14 protein-coding genes and 1 tRNA gene are annotated in these 17,520 nt (G+C 57.3%); 12 read left to right on the top strand and 3 right to left on the bottom strand.

Annotation, left to right across the window (positions count from 1 at the left end; all coding sequences use genetic code 11):
* Positions 1 to 284: 284 nt before the first annotated feature.
* Positions 285 to 1,178 (bottom strand): tRNA (adenosine(37)-N6)-dimethylallyltransferase MiaA, encoded by an 894-nt coding sequence (miaA, locus tag ACR0DO_RS01180; protein ID WP_480556239.1) that lies wholly within the window; start codon positions 1,176 to 1,178, stop codon positions 285 to 287.
* Positions 1,179 to 1,275: 97 nt separating this feature from the next.
* On the opposite strand from miaA, the gene pyrH reads away from it, so the two are divergent.
* The 12 genes from pyrH to ACR0DO_RS01120 all read left to right on the top strand — a co-directional run bounded on the left by pyrH (position 1,276) and on the right by ACR0DO_RS01120 (position 15,307).
* On the top strand, positions 1,276 to 2,028 hold the full coding sequence (pyrH, locus tag ACR0DO_RS01175; RefSeq protein ID WP_170442208.1) for a UMP kinase: 753 nt from the start codon (positions 1,276 to 1,278) through the stop codon (positions 2,026 to 2,028).
* Positions 2,029 to 2,237: 209 nt separating this feature from the next.
* A complete protein-coding gene (locus ACR0DO_RS01170) occupies positions 2,238 to 3,824 on the top strand; it encodes a BCCT family transporter (protein ID WP_170442212.1) in 1,587 nt (528 codons plus the stop codon).
* 253 nt (positions 3,825 to 4,077) lie between these two features.
* A complete protein-coding gene (locus ACR0DO_RS01165; protein ID WP_480556238.1) occupies positions 4,078 to 5,304 on the top strand; it encodes an aminotransferase class V-fold PLP-dependent enzyme in 1,227 nt (408 codons plus the stop codon).
* 48 nt (positions 5,305 to 5,352) lie between these two features.
* Positions 5,353 to 6,777 (top strand): cryptochrome/photolyase family protein, encoded by a 1,425-nt coding sequence (locus ACR0DO_RS01160; RefSeq protein ID WP_480556237.1) that lies wholly within the window; start codon positions 5,353 to 5,355, stop codon positions 6,775 to 6,777.
* 69 nt (positions 6,778 to 6,846) lie between these two features.
* Positions 6,847 to 8,055 carry a class I SAM-dependent methyltransferase gene (locus tag ACR0DO_RS01155; RefSeq protein WP_480556236.1) on the top strand — a complete coding sequence of 403 codons (1,209 nt, stop codon included), beginning with the start codon at positions 6,847 to 6,849 and terminating at the stop codon, positions 8,053 to 8,055.
* Between the two features lie 16 nt (positions 8,056 to 8,071).
* Positions 8,072 to 8,512, top strand: a complete 441-nt coding sequence (locus tag ACR0DO_RS01150) for a TrgA family protein (protein ID WP_480556235.1) — start codon at positions 8,072 to 8,074, stop codon at positions 8,510 to 8,512.
* A 31-nt stretch (positions 8,513 to 8,543) separates the two neighbouring features.
* The gene (locus ACR0DO_RS01145; RefSeq protein ID WP_480556234.1) at positions 8,544 to 9,659 is read left to right on the top strand and encodes an NUDIX domain-containing protein; all 1,116 of its coding nucleotides are present in this window, start codon (positions 8,544 to 8,546) and stop codon (positions 9,657 to 9,659) included.
* Positions 9,660 to 9,728: 69 nt separating this feature from the next.
* Positions 9,729 to 10,763 (top strand): cysteine synthase A, encoded by a 1,035-nt coding sequence (locus ACR0DO_RS01140; RefSeq protein WP_480556233.1) that lies wholly within the window; start codon positions 9,729 to 9,731, stop codon positions 10,761 to 10,763.
* Entirely contained in the window at positions 10,763 to 13,204 is a 2,442-nt protein-coding gene (locus ACR0DO_RS01135; RefSeq protein ID WP_480556232.1) for a DUF3772 domain-containing protein, read from the top strand. The genes ACR0DO_RS01140 and ACR0DO_RS01135 overlap by 1 nt, the downstream gene beginning before the upstream one ends.
* Positions 13,205 to 13,294: 90 nt before the next feature.
* Positions 13,295 to 13,384 (top strand) — tRNA-Ser (locus ACR0DO_RS01130).
* A gap of 630 nt (positions 13,385 to 14,014) precedes the next feature.
* The gene (locus ACR0DO_RS01125; RefSeq protein ID WP_170328727.1) at positions 14,015 to 14,221 is read left to right on the top strand and encodes a cold-shock protein; all 207 of its coding nucleotides are present in this window, start codon (positions 14,015 to 14,017) and stop codon (positions 14,219 to 14,221) included.
* A gap of 72 nt (positions 14,222 to 14,293) precedes the next feature.
* Positions 14,294 to 15,307 (top strand): fatty acid desaturase, encoded by a 1,014-nt coding sequence (locus tag ACR0DO_RS01120; protein ID WP_170328728.1) that lies wholly within the window; start codon positions 14,294 to 14,296, stop codon positions 15,305 to 15,307.
* Here ACR0DO_RS01120 and ACR0DO_RS01115 read toward each other — a convergent pair.
* Together ACR0DO_RS01115 and ACR0DO_RS01110 are read right to left on the bottom strand one after the other, a co-directional pair.
* Positions 15,299 to 15,547 carry a ParB N-terminal domain-containing protein gene (locus ACR0DO_RS01115; RefSeq protein WP_480556231.1) on the bottom strand — a complete coding sequence of 83 codons (249 nt, stop codon included), beginning with the start codon at positions 15,545 to 15,547 and terminating at the stop codon, positions 15,299 to 15,301. The two genes, ACR0DO_RS01120 and ACR0DO_RS01115, sit on opposite strands and share 9 nt — an antisense overlap.
* Positions 15,548 to 15,621: 74 nt before the next feature.
* Positions 15,622 to 16,311 carry a hypothetical protein gene (locus ACR0DO_RS01110; RefSeq protein WP_480556230.1) on the bottom strand — a complete coding sequence of 230 codons (690 nt, stop codon included), beginning with the start codon at positions 16,309 to 16,311 and terminating at the stop codon, positions 15,622 to 15,624.
* Positions 16,312 to 17,520: the final 1,209 nt, after the last annotated feature.

Here is a 17,520-nt window from a genome sequence, read left to right as displayed (position 1 = left end):
CTTGGCGCTGCCGTGGCCGATCCATGTCGGGCCGCAGGGCCGTGGGCTTGATTTTCTGAGTTCCAAACATCCCCATGTCCGCATTCCGCACCAGTTTTGGATCAACGTCAATGTTCGAAATCGCCATGAAATGCTCAAAAGCGACATATCTGTAGAAAGTCAGATGTCGGACGTTTCAATTTGAAACTAGGCATATGGCGCAAAAAGTGCTGCGTTTGGGTGCCGACCTTCGTACGTCAGGCCGTCGTTGTTTTGCTCATTTCGGGGATGCGGGTGCGGCAGTCCTACAGTGCTGCGTCGATGCGGTGCCAGACACCCATCCGCGCCCTGAACCAGGTGCGCTGACGCTTGGCAAACTGACGGGTAGCGATCGTCGCACGCTCGCGGGCGGCATCCAGGGTCATCTTGCCGTCCAGATACGCGATCAACTCGGGCACGCCGATGGCCTTGAAGGCGGGCAGGGACGGATCATAGAGGTCGCGCATCGTCTCGACCTCTTGCAGCGCGCCCGTATCCAGCATCTGATCGAACCGCCGGGTGATGCGTTCCAGCAGCCATTCCTTGTCCACGTCAAAGACGATCGGCACCGTGTCAGACAGGTCCAGAACCGGAGGGGGCGTATCGGCCTGCCAGTCGCTCAGGCTGCGCCCGGTGGCTTGCTGAACCTCCCAGGCGCGCTGAACGCGGGCGCGGTTCCGGGTGTCGATCCGGTTCAGCGTGCCCGCATCGACGCCGGCAATCAGTGAGGGCAGATTCATCTGGTCGGCCTCAGCCCGTACCTCGATCGGCGTGGGGGGGATGTCGGCCATACCTTCGGTCAGGGCCGAGAAATACAGGCCGGTGCCACCAACAATGATCGGGCGCTGGCCCCTGGACAGAAGCGGCGTCACCTCGCGCAGCCAGTGGCCGGTGGAATAGTCCTGATCATAGGCGATGTGACCATACAGCAGATGCGGCGCGCGGGCCTCTTCTTCTGCTGACGGACGCGCCGAAATCACCCGCCAGCAATCGTAAACCTGACTGGCATCCGCATTCACGATCACGCCGCCAAAGGTTTCGGCGATCTGCAAGGCCAGCGCAGATTTCCCCGAGGCCGTCGGCCCCGCGATAAGCACGGGCTTGCCGTCGTCAATCGGGGGCAGGCGGTCCCAAATCTGCGATCTGACGTTGTTGGCCATCCGGGTGTGCCCCAATCCTCACCATCCGCATTGAACCTGCGGAGTTTTTGCTTCATTTTGCGCCGGAAATTAACCCCGTGCCAGCCCGGAGCGCAACATGAGCCTTTCCCAATCAGTCGAAACCGCCGAGAACGCCAAAACAAAGTACAGCCGCGTGATGCTGAAGATATCCGGCGAGGCGCTGATGGGGGATCAGGGGTTCGGCCTGCACCCGCCGACCGTTCAACGCATCGCGCAAGAGGTCAAGTCGGTGCACGATCTGGGTGTCGAGATCTGCATGGTGATTGGCGGCGGCAACATTTTCCGCGGTCTCAGCGGCTCGGCGCAGGGGATGGAGCGTACAACGGCCGATTACATGGGTATGCTGGCAACGGTCATGAACGCGCTGGGGATGCAGTCGGCACTGGAAGAGATCGGCGTTTTCACCCGTGTCATCTCGGCCATTCGGATGGATGAGGTCTGCGAGCCCTACATCCGCCGCCGCGCTGTCCGGCACCTGGAAAAGAAACGGGTCTGCATCTTTGCCGCCGGAACGGGCAACCCGTATTTCACCACGGATACCGCTGCGACCCTGCGCGCCAACGAAATGGCGTGCGAGGCGATCTTCATGGGCAAGAACGGCGTTGATGGTGTCTATGACAAGGACCCGAAGGTTCACGCCGACGCGGTTCGCTATGACACGGTCACCTATGATGACGTTCTGGCCAAGCGGCTGCGTGTCATGGATGCCTCGGCCATTGCGCTGGCGCGGGACAACAACTTGCCGCTGATTGTCTTTGGCCTTGACGAGCCCGGCGGCTTCCGCGGCATTTTGGCGGGTGAGGGCACCTATACCAAAGTTCAGGGCTAATTTGAACAAACCGAATCCACGGGCCGGGGTCACACCCCGGCCTTTTTTGCCCGGGGATACGATTTCCACCGGCGCGCAACCTGCTCATTACTCATGTCGTTTTTTGCAGGTTATGTCGTTTTCTTGTTATATGTGGTCTTCTCAGCCAAGCCTTTTCGGTGCGGGATATTGAAAGTTCTGGGCACCGAATAAGGGAAGGAAGAGAATCTATGTCCGAAAATACGGATACCGACTATGAAGTCGGTCAGGACAACGTTCAGATCTTGGGGCTGGACGTTCACAATCCGGTTTTTGCCGTTTCGGGGCTTACCATTATTGCATTCGTGTTTTTCTCGCTCGTGTTTCGCGAGCAGGCGGCCGAATTCTTTGGTTGGCTTCGTCCGGCACTGACCAGCCAGTTCGACTGGGTGTTCATGATCGCGGCCAACATCTTTGTGGTGTTTTCGCTGCTGCTGATCGTCACGCCCTATGGTTCGATCCGGTTGGGTGGTGATGACGCCAAACCGGATTACAGCTATGCCGGTTGGTTCGCGATGCTGTTTGCCGCAGGCATGGGCATCGGTCTGGTGTTCTGGGGCGTGGCCGAGCCGATTTCGCACTATGGATCGTCTCTGGGCGGCGTTGCCGTCGGAGAAGATGGTATCCGCACCGACTGGGCGCCGCTGGGCGCAGGGCTGGAAGACCCGGAAGCTTCGAGAAAACTGGCGATGGCGGCGACCATTTTCCATTGGGGTATGCACCCTTGGGCCGTCTATGCGGTCGTGGCACTGGCACTGGCCTTTTTCAGCTTTAACCGGGGTCTGCCGCTGACCATGCGGTCGGTATTCTATCCGCTGTTTGGCGAGGCGACATGGGGCCCTCTGGGACACATCATCGACGTTCTGGCCGTGTTTGCCACCATCTTTGGTCTGGCGACATCGCTGGGTCTGGGCGCGACGCAGGCGCTGGCCGGTCTGAACTACCTGTTCGATGTTCCGATCACGGATGGCATGAAAGTGCTGCTGATCGGTTTGATCACGGTGTTTGCGTTGATCTCGGTTGTTGCCGGCCTCGACAAAGGGGTAAAGCGTCTGTCCGAGGCCAACATGATCCTGGCTGCGGCTCTGCTGTTGCTGGTGCTGATCGTTGGTCCGACCGCCGCTATTCTGACCGGCTTTTTCGACAGCATGATCGAGTACTTCATTGCGCTGCCCGCGCTGTCGAACTGGGTTGGTCGTGAAGACACCAACTTCATGCAGGGTTGGACTGCCTTTTACTGGGCCTGGTGGATTTCCTGGTCACCCTTCGTCGGCATGTTCATCGCCCGCATTTCGCGCGGTCGCACCGTGCGTGAATTCGTGACCTGCGTGATCCTGATCCCGACGGTTGTCGGCGCGCTGTGGATGAGCGTTTTCGGTGGCGCGGCGCTGGATCAGGTCATGTCCGGTTCGGGGCAGGCCCTGTCGGACGCAGCGCTTGAGCTGAAGATGTTCAAGATGTTCGAAGCCTTCCCGATGACCGGCCTGCTGTCCTTTGTCGGCATCGTCCTGGTTGTCGTGTTCTTCGTGACCAGCTCGGACTCGGGCTCGCTGGTGATCGATACGATCACGGCTGGCGGCAAAACCGATGCCCCCACGGCGCAGCGCGTATTCTGGTGCGTTCTGGAAGGTGCGATTGCTGTCGTGCTGTTGCTGGGTGGCGGGCTTGGCGCCTTGCAGGCCGCCGCGATTGCAACCGGCTTTCCGTTTGCGATCGTGCTTGTGCTGATGTGCGTATCGGTCTTCATCGGTCTGGCGAACGAAAAACGCCGCCGCTGAGTTCGGCCTTATCAAGAAAAGCCCCGACCATGCGTCGGGGCTTTTTTCTTTTGGGCCGGGTTGACCGATGTCCTTGCCCTTGTCTAACTATCCGCGTCCTTCGGGTGGCATGTTCCGCCCAGAAAGACTGCCCATGCCTCTGTCTAAAAGGGGCTGTGGTTGGGCTGGAAGACCTGCCGTGATTTCCGAGTTGTCCGAAATCATGCGCGGGCATCGTATCGGAACAAGCTGCATGAATGAGGAGAGGCGTGCCATGAGCACTCTGGATATCAATTTCGTTCGGGCTCAGTTCCCGGCTTTTTCCGAGCCAAGCCTGCAAGGACAGGCGTTCTTTGAGAACGCGGGCGGGTCATACACTTGCAAGCCGGTGCTGGACCGGCTGACGCGCTATTACACGCAACGCAAGGTGCAGCCCTATGGCCCCTATGACGCCAGCCGTCTGGCGGGCGAAGAGATGGACGAAGCCCGCGCACGCATGGCCGCGATGCTGGGCGTGGACACCGACGAACTCAGCTTTGGGCCTTCGACCACGCAAAACACCTATGTCCTTGCGCAGGCGTTTCGCCGATGGATGAAATCGGGCGAGGCCATCGTGGTGACCAATCAGGATCACGAGGCCAATTCCGGCCCGTGGCGGCGCCTGGCCGAGGATGGCATCGAAATCCGCGAATGGCAGATCGATCCGGAAACCGGGTCGCTGAACCCGCAGGATCTGGAAAACTTGCTGGACGAAAAGGTCCGTCTGGTGTGCTTTCCCCACTGCTCCAACGTGATCGGCGAGATCAACCCGGTGACCGAAATCACCTCGATCGCCCATGCGGCCGGTGCGTTCGTCTGTGTTGACGGTGTTTCATACGCGCCGCACGGGTTTCCGAATGTTGGCCATCTGGGGCCGGATATCTATCTGTTCTCGGCCTACAAAACCTATGGCCCGCATCAAGGGTGCATGGTGGTCCGGCGCGCATTGGGAGAGTTGCTGCCCAATCAGGCGCATTTCTTCAACGGTGACGTGCTGTACCAGCGGTTTACGCCCGCCGGGCCCGATCATGCGCAGATCGCGGCCAGTGCGGGCATGGCGGATTATGTCGACCTGCTGTGCGATCACCACAACGGCCCCGAAGGCGATGCGACCCACCGCGGAGCTTTCGTGCATGACCTTATGCGCAGGCAAGAAGTGGCCTTGCTGCAGCCGGTGCTGGATGCGGTCAAGGACCGCAATGCCGTGCGCCTGATCGGCACATCTGATGCGACGCGCCGCGCGCCGACCGTTGCGCTGGCCCTGAACCAGAACGCAGAGGCCGTCGCAGCCGATCTTGCAAATCAGGGGATCATGGCGGGTGGCGGTGATTTTTATGCCGTGCGTCCGCTGCAGGCGATGGGAGTGGATCTGGCGCAGGGCGTGTTGCGGGTCAGCTTCACGCACTATACCTCGCAACAGGAAATTGATCAGTTATTGAACGCACTTGACGCTGTTTTGTGATCCATTTTCCGTTCGGCTTCGTAATGCGAAGAAAACAACCGGGCGGACATGGAAAACTCTCAATCTCCGATCATCTTGTGGTTCCGGCGGGACTTGCGCCTGTCGGACCATCCCGCGCTAAGCGCGGCGGCCCGGTCCGGGCGGCCCATCATCCCGGTCTTTATTCTGGACGACCTTGGCCAGGCGTTGGGGGCGGCACCAAAATGGCGACTTGGTCTTGGGCTGAAGGTCTTTGCGCAGTCCCTTGAAAAGCTCGGTAGCCGTTTGATCCTGCGGCGCGGGGACGCCTTAACTGTTTTGCAGAAGCTGATCGCAGAAACCGGTGCCACCGCGGTCTATTGGTCTCGCGCCTATGATCCGAACGCAATTGCAAGAGACACCCGTATCAAGTCAGCGCTGACCGGGCAGGGGGTCGAGGCCATCTCTTTCGAAGGGCACTTATTGTTCGAGCCGTGGACCGTGACCACAAAGGCCGGTCAGCCGTTCCGCGTTTTCACTCCGATGTGGCGCGCCGTTCAGGGGAGGGATGTTCCTGCGCCCGAGGCCGCGCCTTTGGTGTTTCCAGCGCCCCGGAATTGGCCGGGCACCGATGATTTGGCGGAGTGGAAACTGGGCCGGGCAATGAATCGCGGGGCGGCAATTGTTGCGCCATATGTGCGGCCCGGTGAAAACGCGGCATTCGAGGCTCTGCACGGGTTTTTGGACGGAATCTCAGACTATTCGACGGACCGGGATCGTCTGGATCGGGATGGCACATCGAATTTGGCCGAATACCTATCGTTGGGCGAGATCGGGCCGCGCACCGTATGGCACGCGGTTCAGCGCGCCGCAATGACGGGCGCGCAGGGCATCGAGGCGTATTTGCGCCAACTGGTCTGGCGCGAGTTTGCCTATCATCTCATGTTCCATACGCCGCACTTGCTGACCGAAAACTGGAAGCCGGAATGGGAAGCGTTCCCGTGGAACACCGATGCCAGCCATCCCGACGTTGTCGCGTGGCAGCAGGGCCGCACCGGTATTCCGGCGGTGGATGCCGGTTTGCGTCAGATGTACGTAACCGGCCGTATGCACAACCGGGCCCGCATGATCGTGGCCAGTTATCTGACCAAGCATCTGATGACACACTGGAAAATCGGCATGGACTGGTTTGCCGAGTGCCTGATCGACTGGGACCCGGCGGCAAATGCGATGGGTTGGCAATGGGTTGCAGGCTCGGGACCGGACGCCTCGCCATTCTTCCGGATATTTAACCCGCAGACACAGCAGGAAAAATTCGATCCGCAAGGGACCTATCTGAAACGGTGGATCGCCGAAATGCAGGCCGCACCTTCGGCCAGCGCGTTGTCGTACTTTGATGCGGTGCCGCGCTCGTGGGCGTTGGATTCTGCTTCTGCCTATCCGGAATCGGTGGTCGATCTTGCCTCTGGCCGGGCGCGGGCCTTGGTGGCTTATGAAGGCCGGAAAACCGGGTAAGGAACTGAAAACTTGCCACAAACACAAACTCGGCCTAGCTTTTAACTAAGGCCGCAAAGGGGAGAGCGGATGATCTTAACGACAACAGAAGGGCAGAAAGAACTGCCCAGGTATTTTGTTCAAGTCTTCAAGATGCTGAACCGGATGGAGTCCGGTCGGATGGACATCGCCTTGCCCGATGGTCGGATTTTTCGGTCCGAAGGTGGCAAGCCCGGACCGGTCGCTCGGGTTGATATCCATGACCCGGACGTCTTTGCGCGTCTGATCCGCGAGGGCGAGCTGGGCTTCTCTGATGCGTATCTGGAGGGCGATTGGAGCACGCCCGACCTGCGGTCCTTTATGGATCTGGTGCATCTGGGTACCGAGACTGTTTATGACGATTTCACCGGCATGTTCCTGGTGCAGGCCTATGAACGCTTGCGGTTTTGGTTGCACCGGAACCATCGGCGGCAGGCCAAGAAGAACATCTCGTACCACTACGACCTGGGGAATGATTTCTATGGTTTGTGGCTGGACGATACGATGACTTATTCCAGCGCGCTGTTCGAGACGGGGCAGGAAAGTCTGGAAAACGCACAAACCGCGAAATACGCCAGTCTGGTCGATGAAATGGGCGCTAAGCCCGGAGACCACATCCTGGAGATCGGCTGCGGCTGGGGTGGTTTCGCAGAATATGCCGCGAAAGAGCGTGGCCTAAGGGTCACAGGTTTGACGATCAGTCAGGAGCAGTTAAACTTTGCGCGCCAAAGGATTGAAAAAGCGGGTCTTTCTGGCTTGGTTGAGTTCAAGTTGCAGGATTACCGCGACGAACAGGGGCAGTATGACGGGATCGCCTCGATCGAGATGTTCGAAGCCGTCGGACAGAAATACTGGCCGGTCTACTTCGAGACCGTGCGCGAGCGCCTGAAGCCCGGTGCGCAGGCGACGTTGCAGATCATCACCGTCGCGGATCACCGGTGGGACATTTACAAGAACGGCGTTGATTTCATTCAGAAATATATTTTTCCGGGCGGAATGCTTCCGACGCCTACGATCCTGAAAGAACAGGTTTCCGGGGCCGGGTTGGACGTGGTGAAATCCCGGGAATTCGGCAAAAGCTATGATCTGACGCTGCGTCGTTGGTACGACACGTTCAACGAGAAATGGGACGAAATTGCCGAAATGGGGTTTGATGAGCGTTTTCGCCGCATGTGGAACTATTATTTGACCGCATGTGGCGCAGCCTTTGACACTGGCAACTGCGATGTGACACAGATCACTATAGCAAAACCCAGTTAACAAACGGAAATACCGAATGCCCAGTGCTCCGCGTCTCGTTGCTGCAATTTGTCTGTTGGTGGTGGCCTTTCTCGTATCAAGCATGATTGTCACCAACGGCGAAGAGGGTAAGGATTACGGCTATTTTACAATTGTGAACATGGTCATCGGGTTGGTGTGTGGCTGGATGATCATGGGCAAGCGGGTTGGCCGGGGTTGGACCGGAGCGGTCAACAACGGGTTGACAGGTATTGCCGCGCTTGTGTTCTGGGGCCTTTTTGTTCAGGGCTGCAATGAAATGATCAAACTGGCCATGCGCCATCGGTATGATGGGCCGTTCGAGGCGCTGATCTCTATCTTCAAGATTGGTGTCGATTACAGCAGACTTCTGCTGGCGCCGGAAATTCTGTGGACTTTGGTGATCGGAGCACTTATCGCCGGTCTTGCAACCGAAGAAGCCAGCCGCCGCTGGCGGTAACCCTCTGGAATTCAGCGCGAGTTTCTCTTTAGTGTCCAATTTGTTCTTTTACGGCACGCTCAGGCACCAGCCGCTGCTTGAGCTTGTGCTGGGCCGCCCCTTGTCGCAATTGACGGTGTCGCAGGCCAGCTTGCGAGATCATGCAGTTTATGCCGTGGCAGGGCAGGCTTTTCCGATGATTGTTTCGGAAAAGGGCAGCAAAGCCGAAGGTCTGCTAGTGCAGGGATTTACCCAAGAGGACTTGAACAGGCTGGCCTATTACGAGGGCGGGTTTGACTACGACCTCAGCCCGCTGGACGTGACGCTTGCTGATGGGGCAATAGCCCCGGCGAGTGTGTTTTTCCCGGAACCCGGCCTCTGGACACCGAATGGGCCATGGTCGTTGCAGGGCTGGGTCGATGAATGGGCCGATGTGACCCTGCTGGCCGCACAGGAAGAGCTTGCCTACTACGGCAGGGTCGACGCCTCGACGATTGCCCGCAACTTCGCGCCGATCCGCACCCGTGCTTGGGCCCGCCTGGCCGCGCGCAAGCGTCGGACCGGCGATCCGCGCGACACGGCCAAAGACGTCATCGTCCAAAGCCACAAGCATGCCTATGTTAACTATTTCGGCGTGGAAGAACTGGAGGTGCAGCATCGGCAGCATGACGGGACGATGGGGCCTGTTTTGCAGCGCAGCGGGCTGATGCAGGGGGCCGCCGTGGTCGTTCTGCCCTATGACCCGGTCCGCGACACGGTTCTGCTGGTCGAACAGTTCCGCGCGCCGGTGTTTCTGATCGACGATCCCGAGCCGTGGATTTGGGAGCCGGTGGCCGGCATGATTGATCCCGGAGAAACTCCGGAACAGTCCGCCTATCGTGAAGCACAGGAAGAGGCCCAGGTGACGCTGGACGCATTGGAATATGCGGGCGGGGCCTATTCCTCGAGCGGGTCGTCGACCGAGTTTGTTTACCTCTATGTCGGGCTGGGTGATCTGACCCGGACGATCGACAATGGCGGGCTGGCGTCTGAGGGTGAGGATATCCGCACGCAAATCCTGCCCTATGGCACCTTTATGCAAAAGGTGGACAATAACGAATTCAAGGATTTGCCCCTGTTGTCGCTGGCCAACTGGCTGGCCCGGCATCGCGACCGTCTGCGGGGGTGAGGATCGCCGCTTGTGGTTGTCGCAAGGCATCTGTAAATCTTCGTTGATACGTAATGATATGAGGGCGCCATGCGCATTGCACGAGACCTTGCCGACGCAGTCGGGAAAACACCGCTGATCCGACTGAAGCGCATCAGTGAAGAGACCGGGTGCGAAATTCTGGGCAAGGCCGAGTTCATGAATCCGGGTCAATCGGTCAAGGATCGCGCGGCGCTTTACATCATCCGCGATGCCGTTGCGCGGGGCGAGCTTAAGCCCGGCGGAACAATTGTCGAGGGCACGGCGGGCAATACCGGCATCGGTCTGGCGCTGGTTGGTGCGTCGATGGGGTTCAAGACGGTGATCGTGATCCCGGAAACCCAGTCGGAAGAAAAGAAGGACATGCTGCGTCTGGCGGGCGCGCAACTGGTGCAGGTTCCGGCCGCACCATACCGCAACCCGAACAACTTTGTGCACTACTCGCGCCGTCTGGCCGAGGAACTGGCGCAGACCGAACCCAACGGCGCGATCTGGGCGAACCAGTTCGACAACGTGGCCAACCGTCAGGCCCATGTCGAAACCACCGGCCCGGAAATCTGGGAGCAAACCGGCGGCAAGGTCGATGGCTTTGTCAGCGCAGTGGGCTCGGGCGGGACGCTGGCCGGTGTGGCCGACGCGCTGCAGCCCAAAGGGGTCAAGATCGCTCTGGTCGATCCGATGGGGGCTGGGCTTTATTCGTACTACACCACCGGTGAGATCGCGATGGAGGGCAGCTCGATCGCCGAAGGTATCGGGCAGGTGCGCATCACCAAGAACCTCGAAGGGTTCAAACCCGACTACGCCTATCAGATGACTGACAATGAAGCGTTGCCCTATATCTTTGACCTGCTGCGCGAGGAAGGTCTGGTCATGGGCGGTTCGACGGCGATCAACATGGCGGGCGCTGTGCGTCTGGCCAAGGATCTGGGACCGGGCCACACTATCGTGACGATCCTGTGCGACTATGGCACGCGCTATCAGTCCAAACTGTTCAACCCCGAATTCCTGCGTGAAAAGGAACTGCCGGTGCCGGATTGGATGACCGAAGCCCCGCGCAGCATTCCCGGCGTGTTCGAGGACGTATGATGCTGCGGCAGGTCCGCCTGTTTCTTGCGCTCTTTCTGGTTTGCTTTACCATGCTGGGCGGCCCTCTTGCCGCCGAGCTATCTGATCAGCAAAGCGAGTATTACCAGAAGTGGCTTGCAACGGCGGACCGCGCCGAGACCGAAATCGAAGCCGACCGGACCTCGAACGCGGCGCTCGAGAATTTGCGGTCCGAAATCCACACCTACCGTGAAGATTTCAACCGCGCGCGCAGCGCCAATACGGATCGCATCCAGACTCTGGATGCTCAGATCAAGGCCCTTGGACCGGCGCCGGAAGGCGACGCGACCGAGCCCGAGGAAATTGCCCGATTGCGGGCCCATCTGGAAGACCAGCTGACCAGCCTGCAGGTTCCGCGGATCATCTCGGAGGAAGCCTTCAGCCGCGCCAATGGCCTGATCAGCGAGATCGATCAGTTGCTTCGCGACAGGCAGAAGAAAGAGCTGCTGGAACGCGGGCCATCCCCGATGAACCCGACATATTGGGGCCCGGCCTGGACCGACCTTGTCGACTCCGTGCGCGGCCTGATCGGTGAATCTGCGCAAAACCTGAAGGCCAATATCGTTCAGGACCGTCTGAGAGATCGCGGCCTTGGCATTCTGTTCCTGACCCTCGCTGCGGGTGTGTTGCTGTATTACGGGCGCTATTGGTCCGAGGCTGCGGGCGAATACCTGCGCAGCCTTGGCGGGCGCGGCATTGGTGTGTGGTCGTTTCTGGTATCGCTGCTGCGCATCCTGTTGCCCTGGCTGGGCGTCTGGCTGATGGTGCAGGCGGTCATCATGACCGGTCTTCTGGGGCTGCGTGGCACATTGCTGATCCAGAACCTACCGTATTGGGCCGCCCTTATCTTTTACTACGACTGGATCGGACGTCAGCTGTATCTGACGCAGGCGGCACAGGGCTTCAATCGCCTGTCCCGTAAGAATGTTACCGAGTTGCGGGTGTATCTGGACATTCTGGCGATCTTTCTGATCGCGTATGAATTCGGGCTGCTGTTCGATCAGATCGAGAATATCTCGGACGCGACCCGGGCAGTCATCAGCTTTCCGGTGGTTTTTGGCACCGCTATGATCCTGCTGCGTATCCGCCGCATCCGGGCCAGCAAGCCGGTTGTGGACGACGCCGAGGCAAGTGAAACGCCCCGCAGTGCCGGCCTGACGCAGATCGTGGAATTCCTGCGCCGGGCTCTGTTCCTGCTGGGGATTGCCAGCCCGATCCTGGCGCTTGTCGGCTATACCAATGCAGCCGAAGCAATTGTCTTCCCCGCAGTGAAAACGCTGGTTTTGTTTGCGGCTTTGGCGATCTTCCATCGCTTTTTGACCTCGGTCTACGGCTGGCTGAGCGGGCAGGGCGAGTCTGCGCGGGATTCGCTGTTTTCCGTACTGGCCGGTTTTGTCCTTGCCATCCTTACCCTGCCAGTTCTGGCGCTGTACTGGGGCGCGCGGCAAACCGACCTGCTTGAGGTCTGGTCGCGGCTGCTGCTGGGGTTCGATATCGGTGGTGTCACGATTTCGCCCAGCAACTTCTTTACCTTCCTAGTCGTGTTCGCAATCGGCTATGGCCTTACACGCTTGCTGCAAAGCGGGCTGCGCAATTCGTTGCTGCCGAAAACCAGCATCGATCCGGGTGGGCAGAACGCGATTGCGGCCGGCACCGGATATGTCGGGATATTTCTGGCGGCGCTTATTGCCATCATGGTGGCCGGGTTTGACCTGTCGTCGCTGGCTATCGTCGCCGGTGCGCTGTCGGTTGGTATCGGTTTCGGCCTGCAGACCATCGTGTCGAACTTCGTGTCGGGCATCATCCTGCTGGTCGAACGCCCGATCTCGAAAGGGGACTGGATCGATGTGAACGGGATGATGGGCTATGTGCGTGACATCTCGGTGCGGTCCACGCGGATTGAGACGTTTGACCGGACTGATGTGATCGTTCCGAACTCGGACCTGATCAGCGGTGTGGTTACGAACTATACCCGCGGCAACACCATTGGGCGGGTCATCGTGCCTGTGGGCGTGGCCTATGGCACTGACACCCGCGTGGTCGAGAAAATCTTGGGCGAAGTGGCGAACTCGCACCCGATGGTGCTGGCGCATCCGGCCCCCAGCGTGGTGTTCCAGGGCTTTGGTGCGGATTCTCTGGATTTCGAGATTCGCGCCATTCTGCGCGATGTGAACTGGGTGCTGTCGGTGAAATCCGACATGAACCATGAGATCAACCGCCGCTTTGTCGAGGAAGGCATTGAGATTCCCTTCGCACAGCGCGATGTCTGGCTGCGTAACCCCGAAGCGTTGCAGGGGCAGCCCTCAGCGCCGCAGCAGAAACCCGAGGCCGAGACCACAAAACCGGCGTCAAATCCGCCGTCCTCTGCTCCTGTTGACATGACCGAGGCCGATCTGGGTGACGGGGACGGCGACGAGATTTAACCGCGTCTGCAGCGGAACTGCGGAAGGTTGAATTTTCGCTTTAATCGCCCCTTGCAAATCCCCCGGCGATGGTCCAAATATCGCGCCCACGGAGAGGTGGCCGAGTGGTCGAAGGCGCACGCCTGGAAAGTGTGTAGGCGGGAAACCGTCTCCAGGGTTCGAATCCCTGTCTCTCCGCCACTAAATTTATATAAGGTAATGATTTTTAACAATTATACTCGTATGGGGATTTTAATATCCCCCATTTAATCCCCCTATCTATGGCAAGCCTCACTTTTGAATTTTGGGCAAGTTCAGTTACCGCCCACTCTTTAGCTGGGATGGCCGGATTTTGAGCCTCGCCCCACACCGGACCTTCGTGCAATGCGCGACTGACGTCGGGTCAGAACCCAAAGTTACCGGGTGCTGCAGTCCGCGCTAACGACGGCAATGCGCAGAAAGCAGACTTTGCAAAGTCTCGCTACGGCATCAAAACTGACGCTTATCGCTGTCTCGGATGTAGTAGGATAGATTCTCAAAAGCGGTCATTAATCTTCTGTGTCGCCTACCCAAGACGCCTTCGCATTTGGATCGCAGAGATACGGCGTCATCTCAACTTGCTAGGTTCCAAGCCAGACAGGCTCGATTTCTCTGTTACCCTCCCCTGCATCAAGGCTTGTATCGTGCGTACTCGAAGTCCATATACACACGGCTTACGTTTTTCTTTTTCGACCTGCTGTCTCCCCAATTCGGCGTTCAGTCTTTCGATTCAGACCGACCACGCCGAGTCGCCGCAATGATGCGGGCGGCAAGTATTAGGAGACTTCCACCATGGCAAATGGCACAGTAAAATGGTTCAACTCGACCAAAGGTTTTGGCTTTATCGAGCCTGAAGACGGCAAACGCGACGTGTTCGTACATATCTCAGCAGTCGAACGTTCCGGCCTTAGCGAATTGAAAGACGGTCAAAAGGTTACTTTTGACGTCGAAGCTGGCCGTGACGGGCGCGAAAGCGCCGCCAATCTGGCACTGGCCTGACCTTTTACGGGCATCCTTTCTGGGTGCCCGTTTGCACAATGGGCAACTATAAGCCGTTGGAGAACAAGTAAGTTGCAACCAAAAGACTGGACGCGGGCGCTCGCGCAATACCGTGTGCCCGATGCGAAGCGCAGTATTTATGAAATTGCGATCACCGTTGTCCCCTTATTCGCGCTATGGGCTCTAGCGTGGTTTGCGTTATCATTTAGCGTCTGGATCGCAATATTGCTGGCCGTCCTAAATGCCGCATTTCTGGTCCGTATCTTCATCATTATGCATGATTGTGGTCATGGATCTTTCTTCAGAAACCGCAACGCATGCAATTGGACCGGCCGGGTTCTAGGTGTTCTTACCGTGACACCCTATGACGTTTGGCGGCAAAGCCATGCGATTCACCATGCCTCAACCGGTAACCTTGATCGGCGTGGTATGGGTGATATCCCTACATTGACCATTGAGGAATACCTGAAACGGAATTGGTTCGGGCGTGCCGCGTATCGTCTGACCCGGAACCCAGTCGTCCTGTTCGGTGTTGCGCCGATCTATACGTTCTTTATTCAATACCGCTTACCTGTTGGTTTCATGCGGTCGGGCTGGCTGTACTGGGCAAGTGCGATGGGAACAAACGCCGCAATTGCAGGGTTATTGGCTCTGATTTTATGGGCCGGAGGCTTTGAGGTGTTGGCGTGTGTTTTCCTGCCAACCGTGATTGTCGCATCATCCATTGGTATTTGGCTTTTCTACATTCAACACCAGTTCGAACACACGACTTGGGATCGGGAAGAGGGCTGGAACCTTCAGAACGCCGCGTTCTATGGCAGTTCTCACTATGCCCTGCCAGGCATCCTGCGGTGGTTCTCTGGCAACATTGGTGTGCACCATGTTCACCATCTCGCCAGCCGCATACCGTTTTATCGGCTAAACGAGGTTTTGCGTGACCATTCTGAGTTGGAAGATTGCCAGCGTATTACTTTATTTGAGAGCCTTCATTGCGCACGGTTGCATCTTTGGGATGAAAAAAGTCAACGTCTGCTGACATTTTCCGAGGCTTTGTCGAACGCCAATTCCAATAGGTATTTAGTGTAGTCTGGCGCGGACCAAATAGGCTTCGACGGTATCACCTCCTAGGGCGCGGATGGCTTCTAGTCGGTGAAGGCCTTCAATCAGCACGAACCTTTTGTTGTCAGCGCGTATCTGGATCGGGGTCTTCTGGCCGTTCTTCAGAATATCTTCGGCCAGTGTCAGGACTTTTTGCTGATCAAGTGTTTTTGCACGTTTCATAGGTACATAGATCAATTCTAGCGGATATGGTTTTTTCTCCAACATAAGCTACGTGTGCAACCTTTCGTGCATTTATTCCGGTTTTGAGTTCGCTTCAAAAGCAGGCGCTGGAACGTACATCATAGAACCGAGCGAACAGCATCGCGCAGTTCCTGATGCATAATCCAAGTTGCTGGCTCATCGTCACTTTCGATGTGAGAAAATGCCAGAACCTGCGCGGCGCCATCATTCTGTGCCGATCCGGCTTCGGGAAGTTCGAGTTCCAGATATTCAGCAATCAATAGTCCGATTTTCTTAAAGACCTTGATGGAGGCCTCGCGCGATTTGTAACCGGCTGCCTGAGACAAGTGACCAATAGTCAGGCCTTCCTTGCCTGCGATTGTAAGTGCTTTGAGCATTGTTACCTGCGCAGGGGTGAGCCTGATCTGGCGTAATGCCTCTGCATATTCTCTTTCACTGGGAACGAAGGTGCCGGAGTTTCCCTCCAAACGGCGTTGACCGCTACGCTTCCTGTCTCGTTCTTCGAGAATTTCTTTCAATGCTTCAATGGCCAATGCCGGTGTTTCGCCAACTGCATCAGCAATCATTGCCTGTGTTTTAGCTGGTGGCTTGGGGAATGCGCGCGCAACGCTGTTACCGCTCAGGATGCCGGCCTTAATCAAGTACTTTCCAAATTCATCTTCAATCACTCCTGCTACGTCAGCGTTCCGCGACTCACGAACACTGCGATCCTGAAATGCTCTTTGTTCCAGACCACGAGCTGACATCTTTGAACCGTGAAGGGTTACTTGAGGGGCATTTTTGCGCATCAGAGAAACACCACCACAATTATGGTCGCAACAAACACCAATAACGCGATAAACATCTTTACTCTGTAGGACCAGCGATGTGCCCTTTCGGCCTTGAGCATTTTGCCAAGGTTTTCGTCAATCGAGTTATGGTTCACGGCTTGGTCCTTCCGGATTTGTCAGGCGATATTGATTTCCAGCAACCTATTTTCGCGGCATGTTTTCGGTGCACGTATCGTTCTGTCGTGTGAACGGCCGATTGCATTCCCAACCATCACCTCTTCGATTTAAGTGAGCATTTGAAGGGACGAGGATCGCAACGCACCTGTCCCGGTTTGCGCGAAAACCACGTTCGCATTTCCATCCGGAATAAGTTTCAGGCGCAAGGTATGCATGCTGTGGAACTGCCACGGGCTCACAGCCGCTATCCGCTGCCCTGTAACCTCTGATGCACACCCAACCATCCGCGCTGTTTTTGTCAGTCAGGCGGCCGTTGCTCGGGACATTTATCGCAACACAATCCTGGTTCTCCTTACGAAATCCCCAGTTGCAGTGTATTTCCTGCACGCCAAACCGGGTTTCGACGTATCCATTTTGAGGTGCCATCACTTCTTCACAGAGTTCTCCGACACGCTGGAACAGCCGATTGCACTCCCACTGATCTCCGGTTGATGCAAGATAGGCATTTTCAGGAACTCTTATTTCCTCACAGAGTTCTCCGACATTCTGGAAACCGTGATTGCATTCCCAGCCGCTACCATAGGAGCTACCCGTCAAATATGCGTTTTCTGGTACGTCTGTTCTTTGGCACGATCCGTTCTTGTTTTCGAAACCTTCGTCACAAACCGATCCATCGGCATTGCCTCCGACTTGGGCAGGAAGCTGCGTTCCTGAGAGCAACACCAAGAGTGTCGGGATCAGACAAAGAATGCAGCGCGTAAACACGATGAACGACTGATTGAAACTGAGCCTGAGACCTGATCTATCGGGCATCAAGCACGCAATTTATGAGCCTTGTGCTGTTCATACGGCGCCTTCTTTCATGGGTCACGCAATGACTGGTGCATGTCAGGTGACAATTGCGAATGCTTGCGAGGAACGAGCTCATCGCGAAGACCCCAGCGAAACCCGTTCCTATGCTGGGGCACATGCTACAGTTAGTCTGAAGGCCATTGGATCATCGAAGCCGGCAGCATCGCGGCGTCGAGTAATTTTTACCAATGCACGTTT

It is taken from the genome of Ruegeria sp. AM9, assembly GCF_056540565.1.
This window is presented reverse-complemented; position numbering and strand designations above follow the sequence as displayed.